Raw genomic sequence first — 21,650 nt, forward strand, 5'->3', positions numbered from 1 at the left:
TCGCCGGTGCAATCCTTCGAGCGAGTTACAGCGCAGTGTGCGCCAGCGTGCGCATGGACCTTGCTTAACCGGTAATGATGACGCACATTTTGAGAGCTCGTTGCCGGTCGCGTTCGGACCGGCCGGCTCTCGCGTGAGAGGATTGCATGACGATTGCGCAACAGGACAGGGCGGCGAGCATGCCGCACGGCTTCGAGGTCGAGGTGAGCTCGGGCCTTCAACGCTATTCGGTGCAGCACGGCGAACTGACGCTTACCAGCGTGTTCCAGCCGATTTTCAGTCTGTCGCACCTGCGCGCGGTCGGCTATGAGGGCTTGCTGCGCGCGCACGACGCGCTCGATCGCGCGGTGTCGCCGCTCGATGTGTTCGGCGAGGCCGCGCGCCTCGGCGACGCGCTGCAGATCGACCGGCTGGCGCAGACGCTGCATCTGGAGAACTTCAAGGTGCTCGGCGCCGAGCGCGAATGGTTGTTTCTGAACGTGCACCCGGGCGTGCTGACCGACCCGTATCTCGCGGCCGCTTTGCTCGCCAATCTGCGGCGGCTCGATCTGTCGCCGCGGCGCGTCGTGCTCGAAGTGCTCGAGCAGAGCGCCGCAGATCTCGATCGACTCGCCGACGCGGTGCGCGAGTTTCGCGAGCGCGGCTTCCTGATCGCGCTCGATGATTTCGGCGCCGGCCATTCGAACATCGAGCGGATCTGGCAACTGAATCCCGACATCGTGAAGCTCGACCGCGTCATGCTGTCGCATGCCGCGCATCGCGCCGACATGGCGACGATCCTGCCGGGGCTCGTGGCGATGCTGCATGAAGCGGGCAAGCTCGTGCTGATCGAGGGCATCGAAACCGAGCACGAAGCGCAGATGGCGCTCGCCTGCAATGCCGACTTCGTGCAGGGCTTTTTCTTTGGCCGGCCGAATCCGGGTGTTGCCGATCCGATCCACGCGGCGGTTTGCATCGGCGAAGTCACCGAGCGTTATCGTGAGCAGGCCGAGGCACGCGAGCGGCGCAGCGCGATTCGGCTCGCGCCGTATCTGCGCGCGTTCGAGCGCGCCGCGGAGCGTCTCGCCGCCGGTGAGCCGCTCGACGAGGTGTGCTGGAATTTCCTCGCGCTCGATCACGTGGCGCGCTGTTTTCTGCTCGACGCGAAGGGGCGCCAGGCCGGCCGCAACGTCGTGCTGCGCGCCGATCGCGCGGCGCACGAAACGCGCTTTCTGCCGCTCGCCGACGCGCAGGGCGCGAACTGGCTGCGTCGTCCGTACTTCAGCGTCGCGATCAATGCGCCGGAGCGGGTGCACGTGACGCGGCCGTATCTGTCGATCAACGAGGCGTTGCCGTGCGTGACGCTGTCGGTGGCGACGCGCGTCGGCAGCGAGACCTGCGTGCTGTGCGGCGATATCGACTGGGTCGAAGACGAACGCGACGCGCGCATCTGACATGATGCCGTTTTCAACGACACCAGGTTGCGCTCATGTCCGTGCTGCTCGAAGTGATTGCCACGACCGTCGCCGATGCGCGCGCTGCCGCGCAGGCCGGTGCCGACCGTCTCGAACTCGTGACCGCGATGGGCGAGGGCGGACTGACGCCGAGTGTGGGGTTGATCGAGGCGGTGGTTTCAGCGGTCGGCGTCCGGGCAGCCGGCGTACCCGTGAACGTGATCGTGCGGCCGCATAGCCGCGCGTTCGTCTACGACGCCGACGACTACACGGTGATGCTGCGCGACATCCGGGCCGTCAAGGCGGCCGGCGCGAACGGCATCGTGATCGGTATGCTCGATACCGAGCGGGCGATCGACCGCGAAGGTCTCGCGCGCGCGTGCGAAGCTGCCGATGGACTCGCGATCACGTTCCATCGCGCGTTCGACGAGGCGCGCGATCTGCGCGAAGCGCTCGACGTATTGCTCGGTTTCGAGGCGGTGACGAATGTGCTGACGTCGGGCGGACAGCCGTCGGTGCTGCGGGCGCAAGCGACGATCGGCGAACTGCTGCGGCAGGCTGCCGGCTCGCATTGCACGGTGCTCGCCGGTGCCGGCTTGACGGTCGATGCGATCGCGGAGTTCGTGAGCAAAACGCACGTCGAGGCCGTGCATTTCGGCTCCGGCGTGCGCGTGAACGGCAACGGACTCGCGCCAGTCGATCCGGCGAAGGTGATGCAGGTGAGGGCGCTGCTCGACGCAAGGCAACGGTGAGCAGCGCAACGGACCACTTACTTCGCGACCACCACCGGAATGCCGCGCAACTGCCCGGCGCCCTTCATCTCCTCGAGCGACTTCTTCACCGCGACACCCGTCGCCGCATCGATGCCGAGGCGCGCGGCGAGGTCACGCTCACCACGCTTGACCCCCGCCAGATTCGCCAGCTTCACGTGCCCATACCCGCGCACGCGCGCATGTAGTTCAGCGAGTTTCGCGACGTCGTCGAGATGGCCCGCGTCGAGTTTCGCTAGCGCACGGTGCAGCGTGGCTTCGTAATCGCTCGCGAGCTCGCGCTCCATCTTGCGCTCGAGCGTGCGGCCGAACGGATCGAGCGCAGAGCCACGCAGACCGCGCCATTTCGCGAGCAGGCCGAGCACGGGCCACATCCACTGACCATAGGTCTTCTTCGTCGGCACGGCGCCGGGCTGCGCGCGCGTGAGCGTCGGCGGCGCGAGGTTGAAGCGGATCGTGAAGTCCTTGCCGGCGACGCCCTCGAACTGCGCTTCGAGCGCATCGCGGAACGCGGCATCCGTATGCAGACGCGCAACTTCGTATTCATCCTTCACCGCGAGCAGCCGGTAGAACGTGCTCGCGACCGCGCGCGTCACGCGCTCGCTCGCCGCATCGACGGCGGCTTCCGCGCGCCGTGCCGCATCGACGAGCGAGCGATACCGCTTCACATAAGCCGCGCCGCCATACGCGAGCAGCCGTGCTTCGCGATGGGCGATCAGCTCGTCGAGCGTATCGACCCGCACGCTCGGCTTCGGTGCATGACGCGACTGCCACAGCGATTCGAGCGCGGCGGGATCAGCCGCGGCCATGCGCCCGATCGAGAACGCGAGCTGGTTCATCTGCACGGCGACGTTGTTCAGTTCGATCGCGCGCATCATCGCGGCGAACGACACCGGCACGAGACCGAGCTGCCACGCGAAACCGAGCATCAGAATGTTCGCGCCGATCGTATCGCCGAGAAAACGCGTTGCGAGCGCTTGCGCGTCGCACGTCGACATACGCTCTTCCCCGGCCGCGTGACGCATCTTGTCGATCAGCGCGTCGGCATGCAGCGTCGCATCCGGGTTCTGCACGAAGCTCGCGTTCGGAATCGCATGCGTGTTGACGACGATGCGCGTGCGGCCATGTCGCACCGTCTGCAGTGCATCGGCACTCGCGCCGACCACCATGTCACAGGCGAGCAGCACGTCGGCCTGCTGCGTGTCGATGCGGACCTGGTTCAGCCATTCGTCGCGGGCGGCAAAGCGTACGAACGACAGCACCGCGCCGCCCTTCTGCGCGAAGCCCATGAAGTCGAGCACCGACGCGCTCTTGCCTTCGAGGTGCGCGGCCATGCTGATCAAGGCGCCGACCGTCACGACGCCGGTGCCGCCGACGCCCGTGATGAGGATGTCGTACGGCGCGGCATCGAGTTGCGTCGCGGGAATCGGCAACGCGTTGACGTGCGTGGCGAGCGCCTGCGGATCGAACGCGTCGCCCGCGGCTTTTTTCAGCGTACCGCCTTCGATGGTGACGAAGCTCGGGCAAAAGCCGTTCACGCACGAGTAGTCCTTGTTGCACGACGACTGATCGATGCGGCGCTTGCGACCGAGCGCGGTTTCCACCGGTTCCACCGACAAACAGTTCGACTGCACGCCGCAATCGCCGCAGCCTTCGCAGACTTCCTCGTTGATGAAGAGCCGTTTGTTCGGGTCGGGGAATTCGCCCTTCTTGCGGCGCCGGCGTTTTTCGGCCGCGCAGGTCTGGTCGTAGATCAGCACGGTCACGCCGTCGGTGTCGCGCAACTGGCGCTGCACCGCGTCCATCTCGCTGCGATGGTGAAACGTCGTGCCCTGCGGAAACTGGCCGTGATGGCCGTCGTATTTCTCCGGCTCGTCGCTGACCACGACGAAGCGCGACACGCCCTCGGCTTCGACCTGTCGCGCGATCTGCGGCACCGAGATGCTGCCGTCGACTGGCTGGCCGCCCGTCATCGCGACCGCGTCGTTATAGAGGATCTTGTAGGTGATCGTCGCGTTCGCGGCGACCGCCTGGCGGATCGCGAGAATGCCCGAATGAAAGTAGGTGCCGTCGCCGAGATTCTGGAATACGTGGCGGGTTTTCGTGAACATCGAATGCGCGGCCCAGTCGACGCCTTCGCCGCCCATCTGAATCAGCCCGGTCGTGTCGCGCTCCATCCACGACGCCATGAAATGACAGCCGATGCCCGCCTGCGCGATCGAGCCGTCCGGCACTTTCGTCGACGTATTGTGCGGGCAGCCGGAGCAGAAGTACGGCGTGCGCTTCACGCTGTCCGCCGCGTTCGACAGGATCTGCGGCGCGACCAGATCGACGACGCGTTCACGGCGATCGAGCGCCGGCTTGTGCTTCGCGAGCCAGTTCGCGAACACAGGGAGAATGCGCGACGGCCGCAATTCGCCGAGCGACGACAGCAGCAACGTGCCATCTTCGGCGTGCTTGCCGATCACGACCGGCCGTGTGCCTTGTGTGCGGTTGTACAGATAGTCCTTGATCTGTTGCTCGATGACCGGGCCTTTCTCTTCGATCACGAGCACTTCGGACAGACCCGACACGAACGCGTCGATGCGCGTCATCTCCAGCGGAAACGACAGCCCGACCTTGTAGATGCGCACGCCGGCCGCGTCGAGATCGGCGACCGTCAGATCGAGCCGGCGCAGTGCTTCCATCAGATCGAGATGCGCCTTGCCGCAGGTGACGATGCCGACATTGGCGTGCGGGCTCGACGCGATCCATTTGTCGATGCCGTTCATGCGCGCAAACTGGCGCACCGCGTCGAGCTTCGCGTGCAGACGCGCTTCGATCGTCAGGCTCGGCAGATCGGGCCAGCGGTTGTGCAGACCGCCGGCTGGTGCTTCGAATTCCGGTGGCGGTGTCCATTCGGTTTGCAGCGCGTCGAGATCGACGGTCGAGCCCGATTCGACGGTCTCCGAAATGGCCTTGTAGCCGACCCACGCACCGGAGAAGCGCGACAACGCCCAGCCATACAGGCCGAATTCGAGCATGTCCGCGATGTTCGACGGATTCACGACCGGCATATGCCAGCCGATCAGCGCGAAGTCGCTCTGATGCGGCATCGACGACGACACGCAGCCGTGATCGTCGCCCGCGACCACCAGCACGCCGCCGTGCGGCGACGAGCCGTACGCGTTGCCGTGCTTCAAGGCATCGCCCGCGCGGTCGACGCCCGGGCCTTTGCCGTACCACATCGCGAATACGCCATCGACGGTGCGCTCGGGATCGGCTTCGACGCGCTGCGTGCCGAGCACGGCGGTGCCGCCGAGTTCTTCGTTGATCGCGGGCAGAAAGCGGATCTCGCTCGCGGCAAGCAGTTTTTTCGCCTTCCACAACTGCTGATCGACCATGCCGAGCGGCGAGCCGCGATAGCCGCTGATGAAACCGGCCGTGTTCAGGTTGCGGGTCTTGTCGAGCACGCGCTGCATCAGCGCGAGGCGCACGAGCGCCTGAGTGCCGGTCAGAAAGATCCGTCCGCGCGTCGCGGTGAGATTGTCGGAAAGCTTGTAGTCGGCGAGTGCGGGCGTGCCGTCGATGGGCAGGCGAGCGGTCATGGGGGAGTCTCCAATGTTCTGGCTTCGCGCGCGGGCGGTGGGGTCACGGATGCCGCGCAGCGAAAGAGACTCTATTTTTTAGCGCTCGTGAGAGTGAATTATTTCTTCTTTAATCGGGCGTGCGCGAATGGGCGCGACGAGTCGCGCGTTTCGGCCCGCTTTTGAGCCGGATTTGCCACGCGGCGGCGCGCTTCGGGTATGCCCTGGGGTATCGTGAGGCGGCGAATGGGACGATGGCTATTGCTATTGCGCCGTGTTCGCCGCGATGTCCGGTTGGAGCGGTGCCGCATCGAGCGGCACGATTTCGTCGAAGTGCGCGTAGTCGATGTGGCTCACGCCGTCGCGCTCACTCATGATGTCGACGAACCGGTGCTGCCAGACGATCTGGTCGCAGGTCCACATGTGGCGCGCCTGCATGGTTTGCGACGTCGATTCGTCGATACCTTCGAGCGTGAGCAGCAGCGACACGTCGCGGCCTTTCAACGATTCGGCGTTTTCGCCGAACAGCGGACTCGCTTCGTCGATGATGTGCATCAGCGTCCAGCCGAGCTTGAAGACCGGGTGCTGGTCGCGCACCAGCGCGAGGTCGTAGAGCTTGCGCAGCGTAAAGCCTTCGATCGAGGTCTCCAGACGCATGATGCGCAGCCGCGCGCGAGCCTCGGCGATCACGTTCTGACGCGCGTTGGCCGAACGCACCATCAACGTCATGCGGCCGTCGATCGGCCGGATCACCGCGTAGCGCGCGAACATGATCTTCGCGTGCGGCCGCGAAAAGCGCGCGAAGATCAGCCCGGTCGCCAACGCGATGCTCGACATGCCGATGAAGATTTCGAGCGTCGCGATCCAGTGCGCGTAGACGGTTTGCGGATGCATGTCGCCGTAGCCGACCGTCGCGAGGGTTTCGACGCTAAAGAAGAACGCGCCGCCGAAGCCCTTCGGAAACTGATTCGCGATCGGAGCGTCGCCGAGCATGTAGAGCATGGCGAACACGGTGTTGAGCAGTAGGAACAGCAGCGCGAGCGACACGAAGAACCCCGGCCAGCGCACGCCGAGCGCGCGGTGATACAGGTCTTGCCACAGCGGCGTCGGCATGCCGTGCGCGATCACCACGCGATCGTCGAGACGCATTTCGCGACTGCCGCGCGCGCGGCGCCTCGGCGCGCTCGCCTCGGTGTCGGTGTCGCCGAGCGTGGAAAAACGGTCTGACGGTTCGCTTGCCATCACGCGCTCGTGGGAATGAAGACGTGTACAGCGTAGCATGGCGCGTTGTGCGCGCTGCGCGAGTTTCCGCGCGGTGCGAAGGCGGCGCGGCGCGATGTATCGCCAGGGTGCGAGGTTGCGCGATGCCGTCGTTGAAATGCTTCCGGGCGCGTCCCGGATTTCAGGCTGGGTCAGGTCGCATCACGCGCGGCGAGCGGGTCGGGCGCAGCCGCGCGCCACACCCACCCACCCGCCGTCACGGAAACACGCGCGGCTTCGGAATTCCCGCGCCATGCTCGATATCGTCGACCGCCTGCCGATGCGCACTTTCCACCGCTTCGGCCTGCTCGGCATAACCCGCGTCGCCGCCGACCGTGGTCCACGCCTTGACGGCCTTCTCGCGATGACGGATTTCGTATTCCGCGTCCCAGCGCGCGCCACTGAGTTCGAGCGGACGAACGTGAATCGAATACACGCCGTATTGGAACAGCTGTTCAGCCATGATCGCCTCCAGCCGGCCGATCCGGCAGCGGCGCGCCGATGCGCGAGGACGCGCGACGCGCAGCCCCTGGTTCGGCCTACAGTTCGATTTCCCCGAGGATACGATGTGCGAGCGCTTTGGCTTCTTCGAGCGCTTCTCCCGGCGTCGACGACGTCGAGTCGACTTCGTAGAGCGTGGTTTCCTGATCGGCGCTGGGTTCGCCTTCGTCGCGCGCGAGGGTGACGACACCTTGCCAGGCGTCATGTGCGACTTCTCTTATCGACGCGGTGGCCGTGTAGAGCCCTTTGGTGTAGGTGACGTCCTCCATGGCCTCGCTCCTTTTCGCAAAGGTTTCGATGTTTTCATCCTAGCACGGCGTGGCGGGATCGGTTCCCGCCCTGAGGAGACTTCGGACCGCGCGACGTGCTCGACATCCGTTACGCTACGCGCGCCCCAGGGCAGCAGAATTACAGCGCCGCGTTTTATAGCAGCGCGACCACCTCGTCGAGCGTCGGCGCATGCGCGCCGGCGTGGCCGCAAGCCGCCGCGCCGGCCGCCAGCGCGAACGCGAGATGCTCGGGCCACCCGCGTTGCGGCGCGCTCATCAGGCTGAACAGCAGACCGCCGATCGACGCATCGCCCGCGCCGACCGTATCGACCACTTCGACGCGCGGCGGCTTCGCCTCGATCACCGCGGCGCCGTCGAGCAGCATCGCCGCTTCGGGGCCGCGCGTGACGAGCACGGTGGCGGCGGGATTCATCGCGCGCAATTGCGCGAGCGCGGCGGCTTCGTCGCTGGTCTTGAAGATCATGCGCAGGTCTTCGTCCGATACCTTGATCAGATCCGCGAGCGCCGCCATCTTGCGCAGCGTCGGCTCGTAGCCGTGCTCCATCAGGTTGCGATAGTTCGGATCGAAGCTGATCTTCACGCCGTGCGAACGCAACTCGGCGGCGAGTTTCGCCAGTGTGTCGCCGAGCGGCTGACGCACGAGGCTGATGCAGCCGAAGTGCGCCCACTTCACCGCGTTCATCCAACCGGCGGGCAGCTTCGCCGGATCGAACGCGAGGTCGGCGCCGTTCTCGCCCATGAAGAAGTACGCGGGCGGATGCGTCTGATGCACGATCGCGAGCAGCGGCGGACGCTCGACGCGCTGCAGGAAGCGCATGTCGAGGCCGGCCGCGACGCTCGCGTCCCACAGCTCGTCGGAAAAGTTATCGACGCCGAGCGAGCCCGCGCACGCGGTCGGCAGGCCGAGCCGCGCGACGCAGCGCGCGGCGTTCCAGCCCGCGCCGCCCGGACGCGACAGCCAGTGCGATGCGCCGGTGCGCACGAGATCGGTCAGGATGTCGCCGGCGGATATGAAAACGGGGAGGTTGGTCGTCGCGCTCATTGTGCTTTCTCCGCGGAAGCCGCTGCGGCGGGAGCGGCTGATTCAGCCGCAGCGTTTTCGCCGAGCGCATGGGCGAGCACTTCGTAGCACGCGCCCATCGTGTGATAGTCGGTCTTGCCGGCCGGGCTCTTTTCGTCGCTGTACTTGCGGTTGTCGCAGGTGAGGATGCGATACCACGCGCCGTACTTGTGGTCCACGAAGTGCGTCCAGCTATAGCGCCAGATCTCGTCGTACCAGTCCCAGAAGCGCTCGTTGCCGGTGCGCTTGCCGAGCAGCGCGGCGGTCGCGAACGTTTCGGCCTGCACCCAGAAGTACTTGTCGTGATCGCACACGGTGCCATCGGGGCCAAAGCCATAGTAGAGGCCGCCGTGGTCTTCGTCCCACGCGTGCGTCATCGCGGCGTCGAACAGTTCGATCGCGCGCGGCAGCAGCCACGGCAGCGGACGGAAGCGTTCGAGAATCAGCAGCAGCTTCGCCCATTCGGTCTGATGACCGGGCTGGAAGCCCCACGGACGGAAAATGTTCGAGCTGTCCTCTTCGTTGTAGTGCCAGTCGACCGACCAGTCCGCGTGAAAGTGCTCCCACACGAGTCCTTGCGACAGCTTCGCCTGGCGCAGCGTGATATTCGACGCCACGCGTTCGGCGCGATCGAGATACACCAGATGACCGGTCGCTTCGTGCGCGGCGAGCAACGCCTCGGTGGTATGCATGTTCGCGTTCTGCCCGCGATACGTGCTGACACGCCAGTCGGCCGACGCGTCGTCGGCATAGAGGCCGGCGGCGGCGTCCCAGAAGCGGTGCTCCATCAGCTCGAAGGTGGCGCCGATCATCGGCTTCGCTTCCTCGATGCCGGCCATCGCCGCGTGCGAGTACGCGAGCAGCACGAACGCGAGGCCGTAGCAGTGGCGCGTCGCGTCGAGCGTGCGCTGTTTGCCGTCGCGCCATTCGATTTCCCAGTCGTAGCCCTCGTGCTGCGAGTCCCAGTGCGCGTCGCGCAGAAAGCGCAGGCCGTGGCGCGTGTATTCGAGGTGCTTCGGGTCGCCGAACTGCCGGTACGCCATCGCGTAGTTGAACACGTAGCGGCAACTGCTGACCAGGTGGCGCGTGGTGCGGTTGTAGATCGAACCGTCGTCGCGCAAGAAGTGGTAGAAGCCGCCGCTCGGGTCGAGCACGTTCGGCGCGTAGAAGCGCAGCGTGTCCTCGATGTGCGTGAGCAGAAACTCGCGCTTGCGGAAGCTGGCGACCGGCGGCGCCTTCGCCGCGTCGGTGGAAAGTTGAAGCGGATCGGTTAGCGTCATGGGGTTTTCACCAAAGTACTGGCACGGGCAACGAGTTGAACGGGCAAGCGGACTTCGAGTTCGGCGGGCGAGTCTTCGAGCAGCAGTTCGACGCCGCGTCGGCCGAGCGCTTCCTTGTCGACCGCGATCGTCGATAGCGGCGGGGTAGCGTGGGCGGCGGCGGGGATGTCGTCGAAACCGATGATCGCGATGTCGTCGGGCACGCTGAAGCCGCGCGCGAGACACACGCGCAGCGCGGCAAGCGCGGCGGCGTCGTTGAACGCGAATACGGCGTCGGGGCGCGGGCCCGGCGTGTCGAGCAGGCGCTGCATCGCGCGCGCGGCGCCGGTGTCGGGATCGAGCCCGGCGTCGATGTTCACTTCGAGCGACGGATCGAACAGCAGCCCCGCTTCGAAGAACGCGCGCCGGTAGCCGAGCGCGCGCTCGGCGATGCTGAAGTGCGCGAGCGAGCCGCCGATGAATGCGACGCGCTTGCGCTGCTGCGCGAACAGATGGCGCATTGCGAGCGTGGCGCCGCCGGCGTTGTCGAGATTGACCGAGCGCAAGCCCGGCGACCATAGATCGATCAGCACCAGCGGGCGTTGCATCGCGACCAGCGTGGCGAGCGTTTCGGGCTCGACGAAGCCGGCGATCGCGACGGCGTCGGGCGCGTGCAGGCGCATCTGGTGAATCACGTCCTCGGTCGGCCCGGCAGTCAGCACTGACGGCACGATACCGCGCTCGCGGCACGCGTCTTCGACACCGTGCAGCACGTGCGAGAAGAACGGGCTCGCGGCGAAGTTGTTGTGCTGACGATGCAGCAGGAAAGTTAGCCGGCGGATGCGCGGACGCAGCTGCGCCGAGTCGTAGCCGAGCTGGCGCGCCGCTTCGACGACGCGTTCGCGCGTGGCCTCGGAAAGGCCCGGCTGATTCTTGAGCGCGCGCGACACGGTGCCGATCGAAACGCTGGCCGCGCGGGCGACGTCGCGGATGGTTGTGGCCATCGAATGAAGCTGCCGCGCGAGGCGAGGCAGCACGGGTTCAGGTCGGGCGATTGTATAGTAAAACGCAGCTAAAGCCGCCCGCAAAACGCCAGCATGACACAGGTAAATACCCGTATCGTATGGAGTTGTCGGAAATTAATGTGTTTAGTAAAACAGACTAAACAACCGGCGGGCCGCTGTTTTCGAGACGGTCCGAGAATCGTCCTATGCCATCCGGCCGAGGCGACAGCGAGAGCGTTTGCGCGTGAAATAACGACAAAGGCCAGTGAAGAGCCAAAAGAAAAGCCGCCCGAAGGCGGCTTGCTTCACACGATCAAAACGACGCTCAGGGAGGGCGCTTATGAATGTCCTGTTTGCATTGCGTGTGTTTTCAACGGCGCGCGACGGCGGCGGCGGTTCGCCGCGCCGCGGCATTGCTCTCGCCGCTGAGGTCGCGGGCGCCCCAGCGTTGCGCGAGCGCGGCGCAGACCATCAGCTGAATCTGGTGGAACAGCATCAGCGGCAGCACCACGGCGCCGACCGCATGCGACGCGAAGATCACCTTGGCCATCGGCACGCCGGCGGCGAGGCTTTTCTTCGAGCCGCAGAAGATGATCGTGATCTGGTCCGCGCGGTTGAAGCCGAGCCGCTTGCTCGCGAAGATCGTCACGGCCAGCGCGAGCGCGAGCAGCACGGCGCTTACCACGACGAGGCCGCCGAGCGCCGACAGCGGAATCGTGTGCCACAGGCCTTCGGTGACGGCCTCGCTGAACGCGCCGTAGACGACGAGCAGGATCGAGCCCTGGTCGACGAACTTCAGCACGCCGCGATTCTTCTCGATCCACTTGCCGATCAGCGGGCGCAGCAGTTGGCCGGCAACGAACGGCACGAGCAGTTGCAGCACGATGTTGCCGATCGTATGCCACGGCGACGCACCGCCGCTCGCGGCCTGATTCGTCACGACGACGCTGACGAGTGCTGGAGTGACGAAGATGCCGAGCAGGCTCGAGGCGGACGCGCTGCATACCGCGGCCGGCACGTTGCCCTTGGCAATGGACGTGAACGCGATCGACGACTGGACCGTCGACGGCAGCGTGCAGAGGAAGAGGACCCCGGCGTAGAGCGACGGCGTGACCAGCGGCGAAAGGACCGGTTTAAGCGCGAGGCCGAGCAGCGGAAACAGCGCGAACGTGCTCAGCAGCACCACGAGGTGAAGGCGCCAGTGCGTCGCGCCCGCAATGATCGCCTCGCGTGACAGCTTGGCGCCGTGCAGGAAGAACAGCAGGCCGACCGCGATGTTCGTCACCCAGTTGAACCCCACGGCGGCCTGTCCATGAACGGGCAGGAAGCTGGCGAGGATCACGGTGCCGACGAGGCACAGGGTGAAGTTATCGGGCAGGAATTTCGGGCGGGCCATATCGCAATCTCGATTCAATGACGCAGTGTAAGCATGGGACGGGTCTGTCAGGTGTGGTCCATGCCAATGGAAAGCGGCTATTGTTGTCGAAAGCTGATTGAAAACGCAAATTCATTTGCCGAATCGATTAATGAAGTTTGCGCATTGACTCCCCAATCAGGCCGAGCCCACTCGTGCGACGCGCCAGGTTTCAGTATTCACGAGGTGCTTTCTCGCGACAAACCATTTAACCATTGACGTTGCAAGCGGCGTTGATTTGCAACAAACGGTGCCCGCGGGCCAGGCGAAAACGCCGGCCGGCAAGCCGCCGAGGCGCGTCCGCACGAGGGCTACGGCGCGGAAAAACGCCGCAGTAACAGGGTGTTACATCCACCGACGAGACCTAACACTTTTTGGCTCGACACCCTCTGCCCCCGACCATAAATTACTCGTTCAAAGGCCGCAGGGATGCCCTGCGCCGCGACAGGAACGCGGCGCTTTTCTCCTCCCGCAACAGGTCCATCGCAGCTCGAACGGTGGATTTCAGGCAAGTCTTCGGGCGTGAGAGTCACAGGTGGACGGGTTGTCGAGAACGAGGCACTGGGCGTGGGGCGCGGTCATCGCCGTGCTGTGCTCGTTCGCCTATGCGAAGGGGCCGGGTGGGCCGCATGGCGGCGGTGCCGCCGCGGGCGGCGCTTATTCGCGCGACGCTGCCGGGCGCGTGCCGCGCATGGAGATGCGTGGCGAGGGCCGTTATGCCGGTGCGGGCGGCGCACCTGCTCCGCGCGGCTCGCGCAATGTGATGGCTGCTCGTGATGCACGCGCGCAGCGCGGCAACCCGAATATCGCGGACGCCAATTTCGGTTATGGCTTCGGCGGCTACAAGTCCGGCATGCGTCGTGTCGGCGATCCGTCCGGCTATGCGGGCGCGATCACGCCGGTCAGCGCGGAGTCGCGTCCGGTGCCGCATCCCCCGTCCAACATGCCGATACGCAACGGCTCGATCCGCGCCGACGTCGCCCGCTACAACGAAGAGCGTGGCGCAGCGCGCCCGATGCAACGCCCAGCCGACGATCCGCGTCAGCCGGGCGGTTCACCGTACCGGAATTAGCTGAGCGCGATTTCGCAAACCACCGCACCGCCCCAACCGCAGTCCCGAAACCCGTCTTCCAGATCCTTCCCGCGATCCCTCGCGCGGCTTCCTCCGCGCTGTAGCCCCAAATCTGACGTTTCGACGCCACACTTTTTTGAAAACACCCGGCATCGAAGTACCGGTCAGGGTCAAATCTTGGCATTCTGCCGCGTCGCGTCATCGGCCCGTCATTTAAGGCGTTCACGCACGCTGTGGCGCGCCGTTCGCCGCATGCCGCATTGCGTCCACGGGGCGGCGCCAGTCCGCTCTGAAGCGTCGTATCAAGCCGATAACCGACCAAACTAATCAGACCGATATACCCGCAATAAGCAGCGATATTTTTGTTTATAAAAATGGTCCGCCAAAGATGGGACCCGCCCAGATTGACTCGACGATCGAACGGATAACAACAACGTTTCGCGCGAGCGCCCCCTTTCGCACAGCCACACCCTTTTGACAAAAATTGGAGAATCCATGAACACAAGCCTCAGCAGCGCGCTGAAGACTACTCTCAAGGCCACCGCATGCGTCGCCGCGCTGGCGGGCGCGTCGTCGGCGTTCGCGCAATCGAGCGTGCAGCTCTACGGCCAGGTCGACGAATGGGTCGGCTCGCAGAAGTTTCCGGGCGGCCAGACCGCGGTGGTCGTGTCGGGCGGCGGCATGTCGACGTCGTACTGGGGCTTCAAGGGGACCGAGGATCTCGGCAACGGCTACAAGGCGATCTTCACTATCGAAGGCTTCTTCCGCGCGCAAACCGGCGAGTACGGCCGCTTCACCGGCGACACGACGTTCTCGCGCAATGCGTACGTCGGCATCGAATCGCCGTACGGCACGGTGACCGCCGGCCGTCTGACCACGCCGCTGTTCGTGTCGACGATCCTGTTCAACCCGTTCGTCGATTCGTACGTGTTCTCGCCGATGGTCTATCACACGTACCTCGGCCTCGGCACCTTCCCGACCTACACGACCGACCAGGGCGTGACCGGCGACTCCGGCTGGAACAACGCGGTGTCGTACTCGACGCCGAACTTCAGCGGTCTGTCGGCGACGGCGATGTACGCGCTCGGCAACACGACCCAGAACGGCGCTAAGAAGTGGAGCGGCCAGGTGCTGTACTTCCACGGGCCGTTCGCGGCGACCGCGGTGTACCAGTACGTGAACTTCAACAACGTGCCGGGCGACCTCGGCAGCTTCGAAACGTCGGGCGTGCCGGGTCTGCGCAGCCAGAGCGTCGCGCAGGCGGGCGTGTCGTACGACCTGAAGTTCGTCAAGCTGTACGGCCAGTACATGTACACGTACAACGACCAGCAGGTCACGAGCTGGCACGTCAACACGGGACAGGGCGGCGTCACGGTGCCGTTCGGGCCGGGCACGGTGATGGCGTCGTATGCGTATTCGCGTAACGGCGGCGGTTCGAACCAGACGCGCCAGACGGCGGCGGTCGGCTACGACTATCCGCTGTCCAAGCGCACTGATGTCTATGCCGCGTACCTGTATGACCACATCACCGGTCAGTCGAGCGGCAATACATATGGCGCGGGGTTGCGCGCGAAGTTCTGATCTCGGCCCACGGTGTCACCGCAAAGCCCGCGTTCCGCCCGGAACGCGGGCTTTGTCGTGTGCGCCCAGCATGGGCGCACTCCTGGAGGTGCAAGTCCTCCCATAAGCTGACCACAGCGAATGAAGTGAAGCGCAACTGCGTAAGGGTGACCGAGCCTGGGGAGGAAGCGTGGAGCAAAGCCGTGAGCCGATGGACAAGAACCGGATATGAGGCGGCACCGATCAGGGCGAGCGGGCACGAATCTGCGAAGCTCTTGTGGTCAAGGATTGGTGCCGTAAATCCGGCGGTTGTGCGGTGAAGGAGTGCGTTCTTACCTGGGGAGATCTCGCCTCATGCCTGAAAGGGCAACGGTGTCGAACCGGAGCGAGAAGTCAGCCGAGGTCGTAGTAGTCACAGGACAGGTCGGCAAGGCTGAAGCTGGTGACGAAGGACCGAACGGGAAGGAGTGTTCAGGGATATGCCGATGCGGCAGGCAATGCGTCAGATGCCCGTGCAAACGGGGCGAGCGGGAGCAGCGTGTGGTGAAGCTGCGCATGTACCTGTGAGCGACGAAGCCGGCTGCCCGCGGCATGAACCCGGGAGCACAGGGTCAGCGTTGCTGGAAGCGGCGTTGACGAGAGAGAACCTGAAGCGGGCGTTCAAACGGGTGCGGGCCAACAAAGGAGCCGCTGGGGTGGATGGTCTGGGCGTTGACCAGACTGCGCGCCATCTGGTGACGGCGTGGCCAGCGATTCGTGAACAACTGCTGAAGGGGACGTACCGGCCCAGCCCGGTACGGCGGGTGACGATTCCGAAGCCGGACGGAGGCGAGCGCGAGCTTGGTATCCCGACGGTAACGGACCGGTTGATCCAGCAGGCTCTGCTGCAGGTGCTGCAGCCGGTTCTGGATCCCACCTTCAGCGAGCATAGCTACGGCTTCCGGCCCGGACGGCGTGCACACGATGCGGTGCTTGCCGCGCAGTCGTACGTGCAGTCAGGCCGGCGAATCGTGGTGGACGTTGACCTGGAGAAGTTCTTCGACCGGGTCAACCACGACATCCTGATCGACCGCCTACAGAAACGCATTGGAGACGCTGGTGTAATCCGGCTGATCAGGGCGTATCTGAACAGCGGCATCATGGATGATGGAGTGGTTCAGCAGCGAGCCCAGGGCACGCCGCAAGGCGGGCCGCTATCGCCGCTGCTGGCCAACGTGTTGCTGGATGAGGTGGGCAAGGAACTGGAGCGGCGGGGCCACTGCTTTGCGCGCTACGCCGACGATGCGAACGTGTATGTTCGTAGCCGCCGCGCGGGCGAACGGGTAATGGTGCTGCTGCGACGTCTGTATGGGCGATTGCGCCTGAAGGTCAACGAGACCAAAAGTGCGGTCGCGAGTGTGTTCGGTCGCAAGTTCCTGGGTTACAGCTTATGGGTGGCTCCAGGCGGTGTGGTCAAGCGCAAGGTGGCGGCCAAACCGCTGCTGGCGTTCAGGCACCGCATTCGTGAACTGACCCGCCGATCTGGCGGGCGCAGCATGAAGGACGTGGTGGCACGGTTGCGGACTTATGTGCAGGGCTGGAGGGCATACTTCCGGTTGGCGCAAACCCCCAGAGTCTGGCGTGAGCTGGATGAGTGGCTGCGCCACCGACTACGCGCCATCCAGCTTAAGCATTGGCGCCGTGGCTCAACCATCTACCGGGAACTGCGCGCGCTGGGCGCGTCATGCTCTGTGGCACAACAGGTGGCGGCGAACAGTCGCCGCTGGTGGTGCAACAGCGGCAAGCTCCTCAACAGCGTGCTGACCATCACTTACTTCGATCAGCTGGGTGTGCCCCGACTCTCCTAACCTCAACTTCCCGAACCGCCCGGTGCGGACCCGCATGCCGGGTGGTGTGGCAGGGGCGCAGCCTCAGGCTGCCCCCTATGCCGATTTTCGGGCGCCGCCGAATACGAGCGTTTGCTGCCGTCCCTTTGATAAACCCGGCAAAATGACGTCGATTGATTCCTGAAGCGAGCGACTGAGATGGACACCCTCGTCAGCATGAAAGTGTTTCGCCACGTGGTCGAAGCCGGCAGTTTCGTCGGCGCGGCGGAGAAGATGGAGATGTCGGCGGCGATGGCGAGCAAGCACGTGATGCATCTGGAGCAGCAGCTCGGCGCGCGGCTCCTGAACCGCACCACGCGTCGCGTCGCGCCGACCGAGGCAGGCCGCGAGTACTACGAGCGGCTGAGTCAGGCGCTCACCGAGCTCGACGAAGCCGGCCAGGCGGTCGGCGCGGCAAGCGTCGTGCCGCACGGGCGGCTGCGGGTGTCGTCGCTGTCGGCGTTCGGCCTGAATCACGTGATGGCCGCGGTCGCGGACTACGCCGCGCAGTATCCGCAGGTCACCGTCGATATGACACTGTCCGACCGCGTCGTCGAGCTGATCGACGAGGGCTTCGACGTCGCGATCCGCGCGTCGCCGGGCGGGCTCAAGTCGTCGTCGCTGATCGCGCGGCAGATCGCGACCGCGCATCTGGTGCTGTGCGCATCGCCCGCCTATCTGCGCAAGCATGGCACGCCGAAGAGCGTCGCCGATCTCGCGCGCCACAACTATCTACAGTACGCGGGCGTATCGGCGCTCGAAGTCGCGACCGGCGACGCGGGCTCGCGTGTGCGCCTGTCGGGCAACCTGATCGTCAATCAGCTCGAGGCCCAGCGCGTGGTCGTGCTGCATGGCGCGGGCATCGCGATGCTCGGCACCGAGGTGATCGGCAGCGATCTTGCCGAAGGGCGGCTCGTGCCGCTGCTCGTCGACCAGGTGCCGCCGCGGGAGCTGCCGATCCACGTCGTCTACACGAGCCGACGGCATCTATCGGCCAAGGTGCGCTCATTCGTCGATTTTCTGGCGGCGCGATTCGCAAACGAATCGCTGTGGCCGTCGCTCGACGAAATCAAGGCGTTGGCGGTGCGGTAGCGTTTCGCGAAGCACCGAGCATACGTCGCCAATCGCCCGCCCCGCGCCCCGGCGCCGTGTTACCCCGTTTCTATATACTGATTGTGAACACCCATCAGTTAAATGATCTGGGGGAGACATGACCGATCTGTCCACGCCGCAGCGTGCCGGCAGCCACGAGCTTCCCGCGGGCCGGCGCCTGCGCTTCGTCACCGCCGCCGCATTGTTCGACGGCCACGACGCGTCGATCAACATCATGCGACGCATCCTGCAGGCAAGCGGCGTCGAGGTGATCCACCTCGGCCACAACCGCTCCGTCGCTGAAGTCGCGACCGCCGCGCTCAACGAGGACGCCGACGGCGTCGCCGTGTCGAGCTATCAGGGCGGCCACAACGAATACTTCCGCTACCTGGTGGATTTGCTGCGTGCAAGCGGCGGCGAGCGCATCAAGGTGTTCGGCGGCGGCGGGGGCGTGATCGTCCCCGAGGAAATTGCCGTGCTCGAACGCGACGGCGTCGAAAAAATCTACTCGCCGCACGACGGTCAGCGGCTCGGTCTGCAAGGCATGATCGACGACATGATCGCGCGCTGCGTCGAAGGGGCGCGCGCGGCCGACGCGGCGCGGCCGACGCCGGTGCGCGAATGGCTCGCCGAGCTGGCCGGGCGGCCGTTGCCGCGTTGCGGTGAGGCCCATGCTCCGCACGTTGGCACTGCTGCTGGCTCGCACCCCGCCGATCCCGCCGCGCCGATCTTCCGCCGCCTCGCGCAACTGATCAGCGCGTTCGAAACGAACAGCGTCGACGCCGCCGCGCGCGACCAGCTAGCGACGCTCGCGCAAGCGCCACGCATCCCGGTGCTCGGCATCACCGGCACCGGCGGCGCGGGCAAGTCGTCGCTGACCGACGAGCTGATCCGCCGCGTCCGGTTCGACTACGGCGACACGCTGAACATCGCCGTGCTCGCGATCGATCCGTCGCGCCGAAAATCCGGCGGCGCGCTGCTCGGCGACCGCATCCGCATGAATGCGATCGGCGATTGGGGCGGCGGCGCCCGCATCTATATGCGCTCGATGGCGACACGCGATGCATCGACCGAACTCTCCGATTCGCTACCCGCCGCGCTGATGCTGTGCAAGGTGGCGGGCTTCGATCTGATCGTCGTCGAGACGTCGGGGATCGGTCAGGGTGATGCGGCGATCGTGCCGTTCGTCGACGAATCGCTGTACGTGATGACGCCGGAGTTCGGCGCCGCGAGCCAGCTCGAGAAGATCGACATGCTCGACTTCGCGAGCTTCGTCGCGATCAACAAGTTCGATCGCAAGGGTGCGCAGGATGCGCTGCGCGACGTCGCGAAGCAGGTGCAGCGCAACCGCGGGGACTTCGCGATATCGCCCGACGCGATGCCGGTGTTCGGCACGATCGCGTCGCGCTTCAACGACGACGGCGTGACCGCGCTGTACCGGCGCATCGCTAATGCACTGCGCACGCATGGCCTGCGCGAGGGCGGCGCACGGCTCGGCGCGGCCGAAGGTGTGCGCTTTTCGAGCAACCTGCATGCGATCGTGCCGCCCGCGCGCGTGCGCTATCTGGCCGACATCGCGCAGACGGTACGCGGCTATCGAGCGCGGGCCGACGCGCAGGCGCAAATCGCGCGGGAACGCTGGCAGATCGTCGAGACGCGCCGCATGCTCGGCGAGGCGGGCAGCGACGCCTCGTCGCTCGATGCGCTGATCGACCAACGCGGCGCCGCGCTCGGCGAGCGCGAACGCAAGCTGCTCGACGCGTGGCCGCAAACGGTGGCCGCCTATGCAGGCGACGAACATGTGGTGCGCATCCGCGAGCGCGAAATCCGCACCGCGCTGACGGTCACGACGCTGTCCGGCTCCGAAATCCGCAAAGTGTCGCTGCCGAAATTCGTCGATCACGGCGAGATCCTGCGCTGGCTGATGCTCGACAATCTGCCCGGCTATTTCCCATTCACCGCTGGCGTGTTTCCGTTTCGTCGCGAGAACGAGGACCCGACGCGCATGTTCGCGGGCGAGGGCGATCCGCAGCGCACGAATCGTCGCTTCAGGCTGCTGTCGGAAGGCATGCCGGCCAAACGGCTATCCACCGCGTTCGACTCGGTGACGCTTTACGGTGAGGAGCCGCACGAGCGCCCGGACATCTACGGCAAGGTCGGCAATTCGGGTGTGTCGGTCGCGACGCTCGACGACATGAAGACGCTGTATGACGGCTTCGATCTGTGCTCGCCGGATACGTCGGTCTCGATGACGATCAACGGCCCCGCGCCGACGATCCTCGCGATGTTCTTCAACGTCGCGATCGACCAGCAGATCGCGCTGGGCGAGCAACAGCAAGGCCGCCCGTTGACCGAAGCCGAACTCGCCGCAACGCGCCGCACCGCGCTCGAAAACGTGCGCGGCACCGTGCAGGCCGACATCCTGAAAGAAGACCAGGGGCAGAACACCTGCATCTTCTCGACCGAATTCAGCCTGAAGGTGATGGGTGACATTCAGGCGTATTTCGTCGAACACGGCGTGCGCAATTTCTATTCGGTGTCGATTTCCGGCTATCACATCGCCGAGGCCGGCGCGAACCCCATCTCGCAGCTCGCGTACACGCTCGCGAACGGCTTCACCTACGTCGAGGCGTATCTCGCGCGCGGTATGTCGATCGACGACTTCGCGCCGAATCTGTCGTTCTTCTTCTCGAACGGCATGGACCCGGAGTACACGGTGCTCGGCCGCGTCGCGCGACGCATCTGGGCGGTCGCGATGCGCGAGCGCTATGGCGCGAACGAGCGCAGTCAGAAGCTCAAGTATCACGTGCAGACGTCGGGCCGCAGCCTGCACGCGCAGGAGATCGATTTCAACGACATCCGCACGACGCTGCAGGCGCTGATCGCGATCTACGACAACTGCAACTCGCTGCACACCAATGCGTTCGACGAAGCGATCACGACGCCGACCGAGGAATCGGTGCGCCGCGCAGTTGCGATCCAGCTGATCATCAATCGCGAATGGGGGCTCGCGAAGAACCAGAATCCGAATCAGGGCAGCTTCGTGATCGACGAATTGACCGATCTGGTCGAGGAAGCGGTGCTAGCCGAATTCGAGCGGCTGACAGAGCGCGGCGGCGTGCTCGGCGCGATGGAAACCGGCTATCAGCGCGGACGGATTCAGGACGAGTCGATGCTGTACGAGCATCGCAAGCATGACGGTTCGTATCCGATCGTCGGCGTCAATACGTTCCTGAGCGCGCATCCGCATGAAGCGCCGCGGCCACTGGTGCTGGCGCGTTCCACCGACGCGGAAAAGCAGAGTCAGCTGCGGCGGTTGCGCGAGTTCCAGACGCACCACCGCGAGGCCGCGCCCGAGGCGCTCGAACGCCTGAAGCGAGCGGTGATCGACGACGGCAACGTGTTCGCGGTGCTGATGGACGTGGTGCGCGTGTGTTCGCTGGGACAGATCACCCACGCGCTGTTCGAGGTGGGCGGGCAGTATCGGCGGAATATGTAGGCCGC

At 65.3% G+C, this 21,650-nt stretch carries 15 protein-coding genes; 7 read left to right on the forward strand and 8 right to left on the reverse strand.

Annotation, left to right across the window (positions count from 1 at the left end):
• Window positions 1–146: 146 nt before the first annotated feature.
• Complete coding sequence (locus OKW41_RS41655; RefSeq protein WP_429453496.1) at window positions 147–1,433, forward strand: EAL domain-containing protein; 1,287 nt, start codon at window positions 147–149, stop codon at window positions 1,431–1,433.
• Window positions 1,434–1,468: 35 nt separating this feature from the next.
• Entirely contained in the window at window positions 1,469–2,185 is a 717-nt protein-coding gene (locus OKW41_RS41660; protein WP_429576039.1) for a copper homeostasis protein CutC, read from the forward strand.
• A 17-nt stretch (window positions 2,186–2,202) separates the two neighbouring features.
• Here OKW41_RS41660 and OKW41_RS41665 read toward each other — a convergent pair whose 3' ends face one another.
• From OKW41_RS41665 to OKW41_RS41700, 8 genes are all read right to left on the reverse strand, one after another.
• Entirely contained in the window at window positions 2,203–5,790 is a 3,588-nt protein-coding gene (locus OKW41_RS41665; protein WP_429576040.1) for an indolepyruvate ferredoxin oxidoreductase family protein, read from the reverse strand.
• Window positions 5,791–6,033: 243 nt separating this feature from the next.
• A complete protein-coding gene (locus OKW41_RS41670) occupies window positions 6,034–7,011 on the reverse strand; it encodes an ion channel (protein ID WP_429453490.1) in 978 nt (325 codons plus the stop codon).
• 235 nt (window positions 7,012–7,246) lie between these two features.
• Window positions 7,247–7,492 carry a hypothetical protein gene (locus OKW41_RS41675; RefSeq protein WP_090802738.1) on the reverse strand — a complete coding sequence of 82 codons (246 nt, stop codon included), beginning with the start codon at window positions 7,490–7,492 and terminating at the stop codon, window positions 7,247–7,249.
• Window positions 7,493–7,568: 76 nt separating this feature from the next.
• Window positions 7,569–7,799, reverse strand: coding sequence for a hypothetical protein (locus tag OKW41_RS41680; RefSeq protein WP_018419210.1), 231 nt, complete (start codon window positions 7,797–7,799; stop codon window positions 7,569–7,571).
• 154 nt (window positions 7,800–7,953) lie between these two features.
• Window positions 7,954–8,862, reverse strand: coding sequence for a carbohydrate kinase family protein (locus tag OKW41_RS41685; protein ID WP_429576041.1), 909 nt, complete (start codon window positions 8,860–8,862; stop codon window positions 7,954–7,956).
• On the reverse strand, window positions 8,859–10,160 hold the full coding sequence (locus OKW41_RS41690) for an AGE family epimerase/isomerase (RefSeq protein WP_429576042.1): 1,302 nt from the start codon (window positions 10,158–10,160) through the stop codon (window positions 8,859–8,861). The genes OKW41_RS41685 and OKW41_RS41690 overlap by 4 nt, the downstream gene beginning before the upstream one ends.
• Window positions 10,157–11,143 (reverse strand): LacI family DNA-binding transcriptional regulator, encoded by a 987-nt coding sequence (locus OKW41_RS41695; RefSeq protein ID WP_429576043.1) that lies wholly within the window; start codon window positions 11,141–11,143, stop codon window positions 10,157–10,159. Before OKW41_RS41695 ends, OKW41_RS41690 begins: the two co-directional genes overlap by 4 nt.
• 370 nt (window positions 11,144–11,513) lie before the next feature.
• Window positions 11,514–12,539, reverse strand: coding sequence for a bile acid:sodium symporter family protein (locus OKW41_RS41700; RefSeq protein ID WP_429453482.1), 1,026 nt, complete (start codon window positions 12,537–12,539; stop codon window positions 11,514–11,516).
• A gap of 553 nt (window positions 12,540–13,092) precedes the next feature.
• Here OKW41_RS41700 and OKW41_RS41705 point away from each other — a divergent pair.
• The 5 genes from OKW41_RS41705 to icmF all read left to right on the forward strand — a co-directional run bounded on the left by OKW41_RS41705 (window position 13,093) and on the right by icmF (window position 21,645).
• On the forward strand, window positions 13,093–13,629 hold the full coding sequence (locus OKW41_RS41705; RefSeq protein ID WP_429576044.1) for a hypothetical protein: 537 nt from the start codon (window positions 13,093–13,095) through the stop codon (window positions 13,627–13,629).
• A 495-nt stretch (window positions 13,630–14,124) separates the two neighbouring features.
• Window positions 14,125–15,210 carry a porin gene (locus OKW41_RS41710; protein ID WP_429576045.1) on the forward strand — a complete coding sequence of 362 codons (1,086 nt, stop codon included), beginning with the start codon at window positions 14,125–14,127 and terminating at the stop codon, window positions 15,208–15,210.
• A gap of 458 nt (window positions 15,211–15,668) precedes the next feature.
• A complete protein-coding gene (gene ltrA / locus OKW41_RS41715; RefSeq protein ID WP_429576046.1) occupies window positions 15,669–17,036 on the forward strand; it encodes a group II intron reverse transcriptase/maturase in 1,368 nt (455 codons plus the stop codon).
• A 177-nt stretch (window positions 17,037–17,213) separates the two neighbouring features.
• On the forward strand, window positions 17,214–18,146 hold the full coding sequence (locus OKW41_RS41720; RefSeq protein ID WP_184026292.1) for a LysR family transcriptional regulator: 933 nt from the start codon (window positions 17,214–17,216) through the stop codon (window positions 18,144–18,146).
• Between the two features lie 118 nt (window positions 18,147–18,264).
• Window positions 18,265–21,645, forward strand: coding sequence for a fused isobutyryl-CoA mutase/GTPase IcmF (gene icmF, locus OKW41_RS41725; protein ID WP_429576047.1), 3,381 nt, complete (start codon window positions 18,265–18,267; stop codon window positions 21,643–21,645).
• The last annotated feature ends 5 nt before the right edge of the window (window positions 21,646–21,650 follow it).

Origin of the sequence: Paraburkholderia sp. UCT70, from assembly GCF_050434085.1 — a bacterium.
In the GTDB taxonomy this organism is placed as follows: Bacteria; Pseudomonadota; Gammaproteobacteria; order Burkholderiales; family Burkholderiaceae; genus Paraburkholderia; species Paraburkholderia tuberum.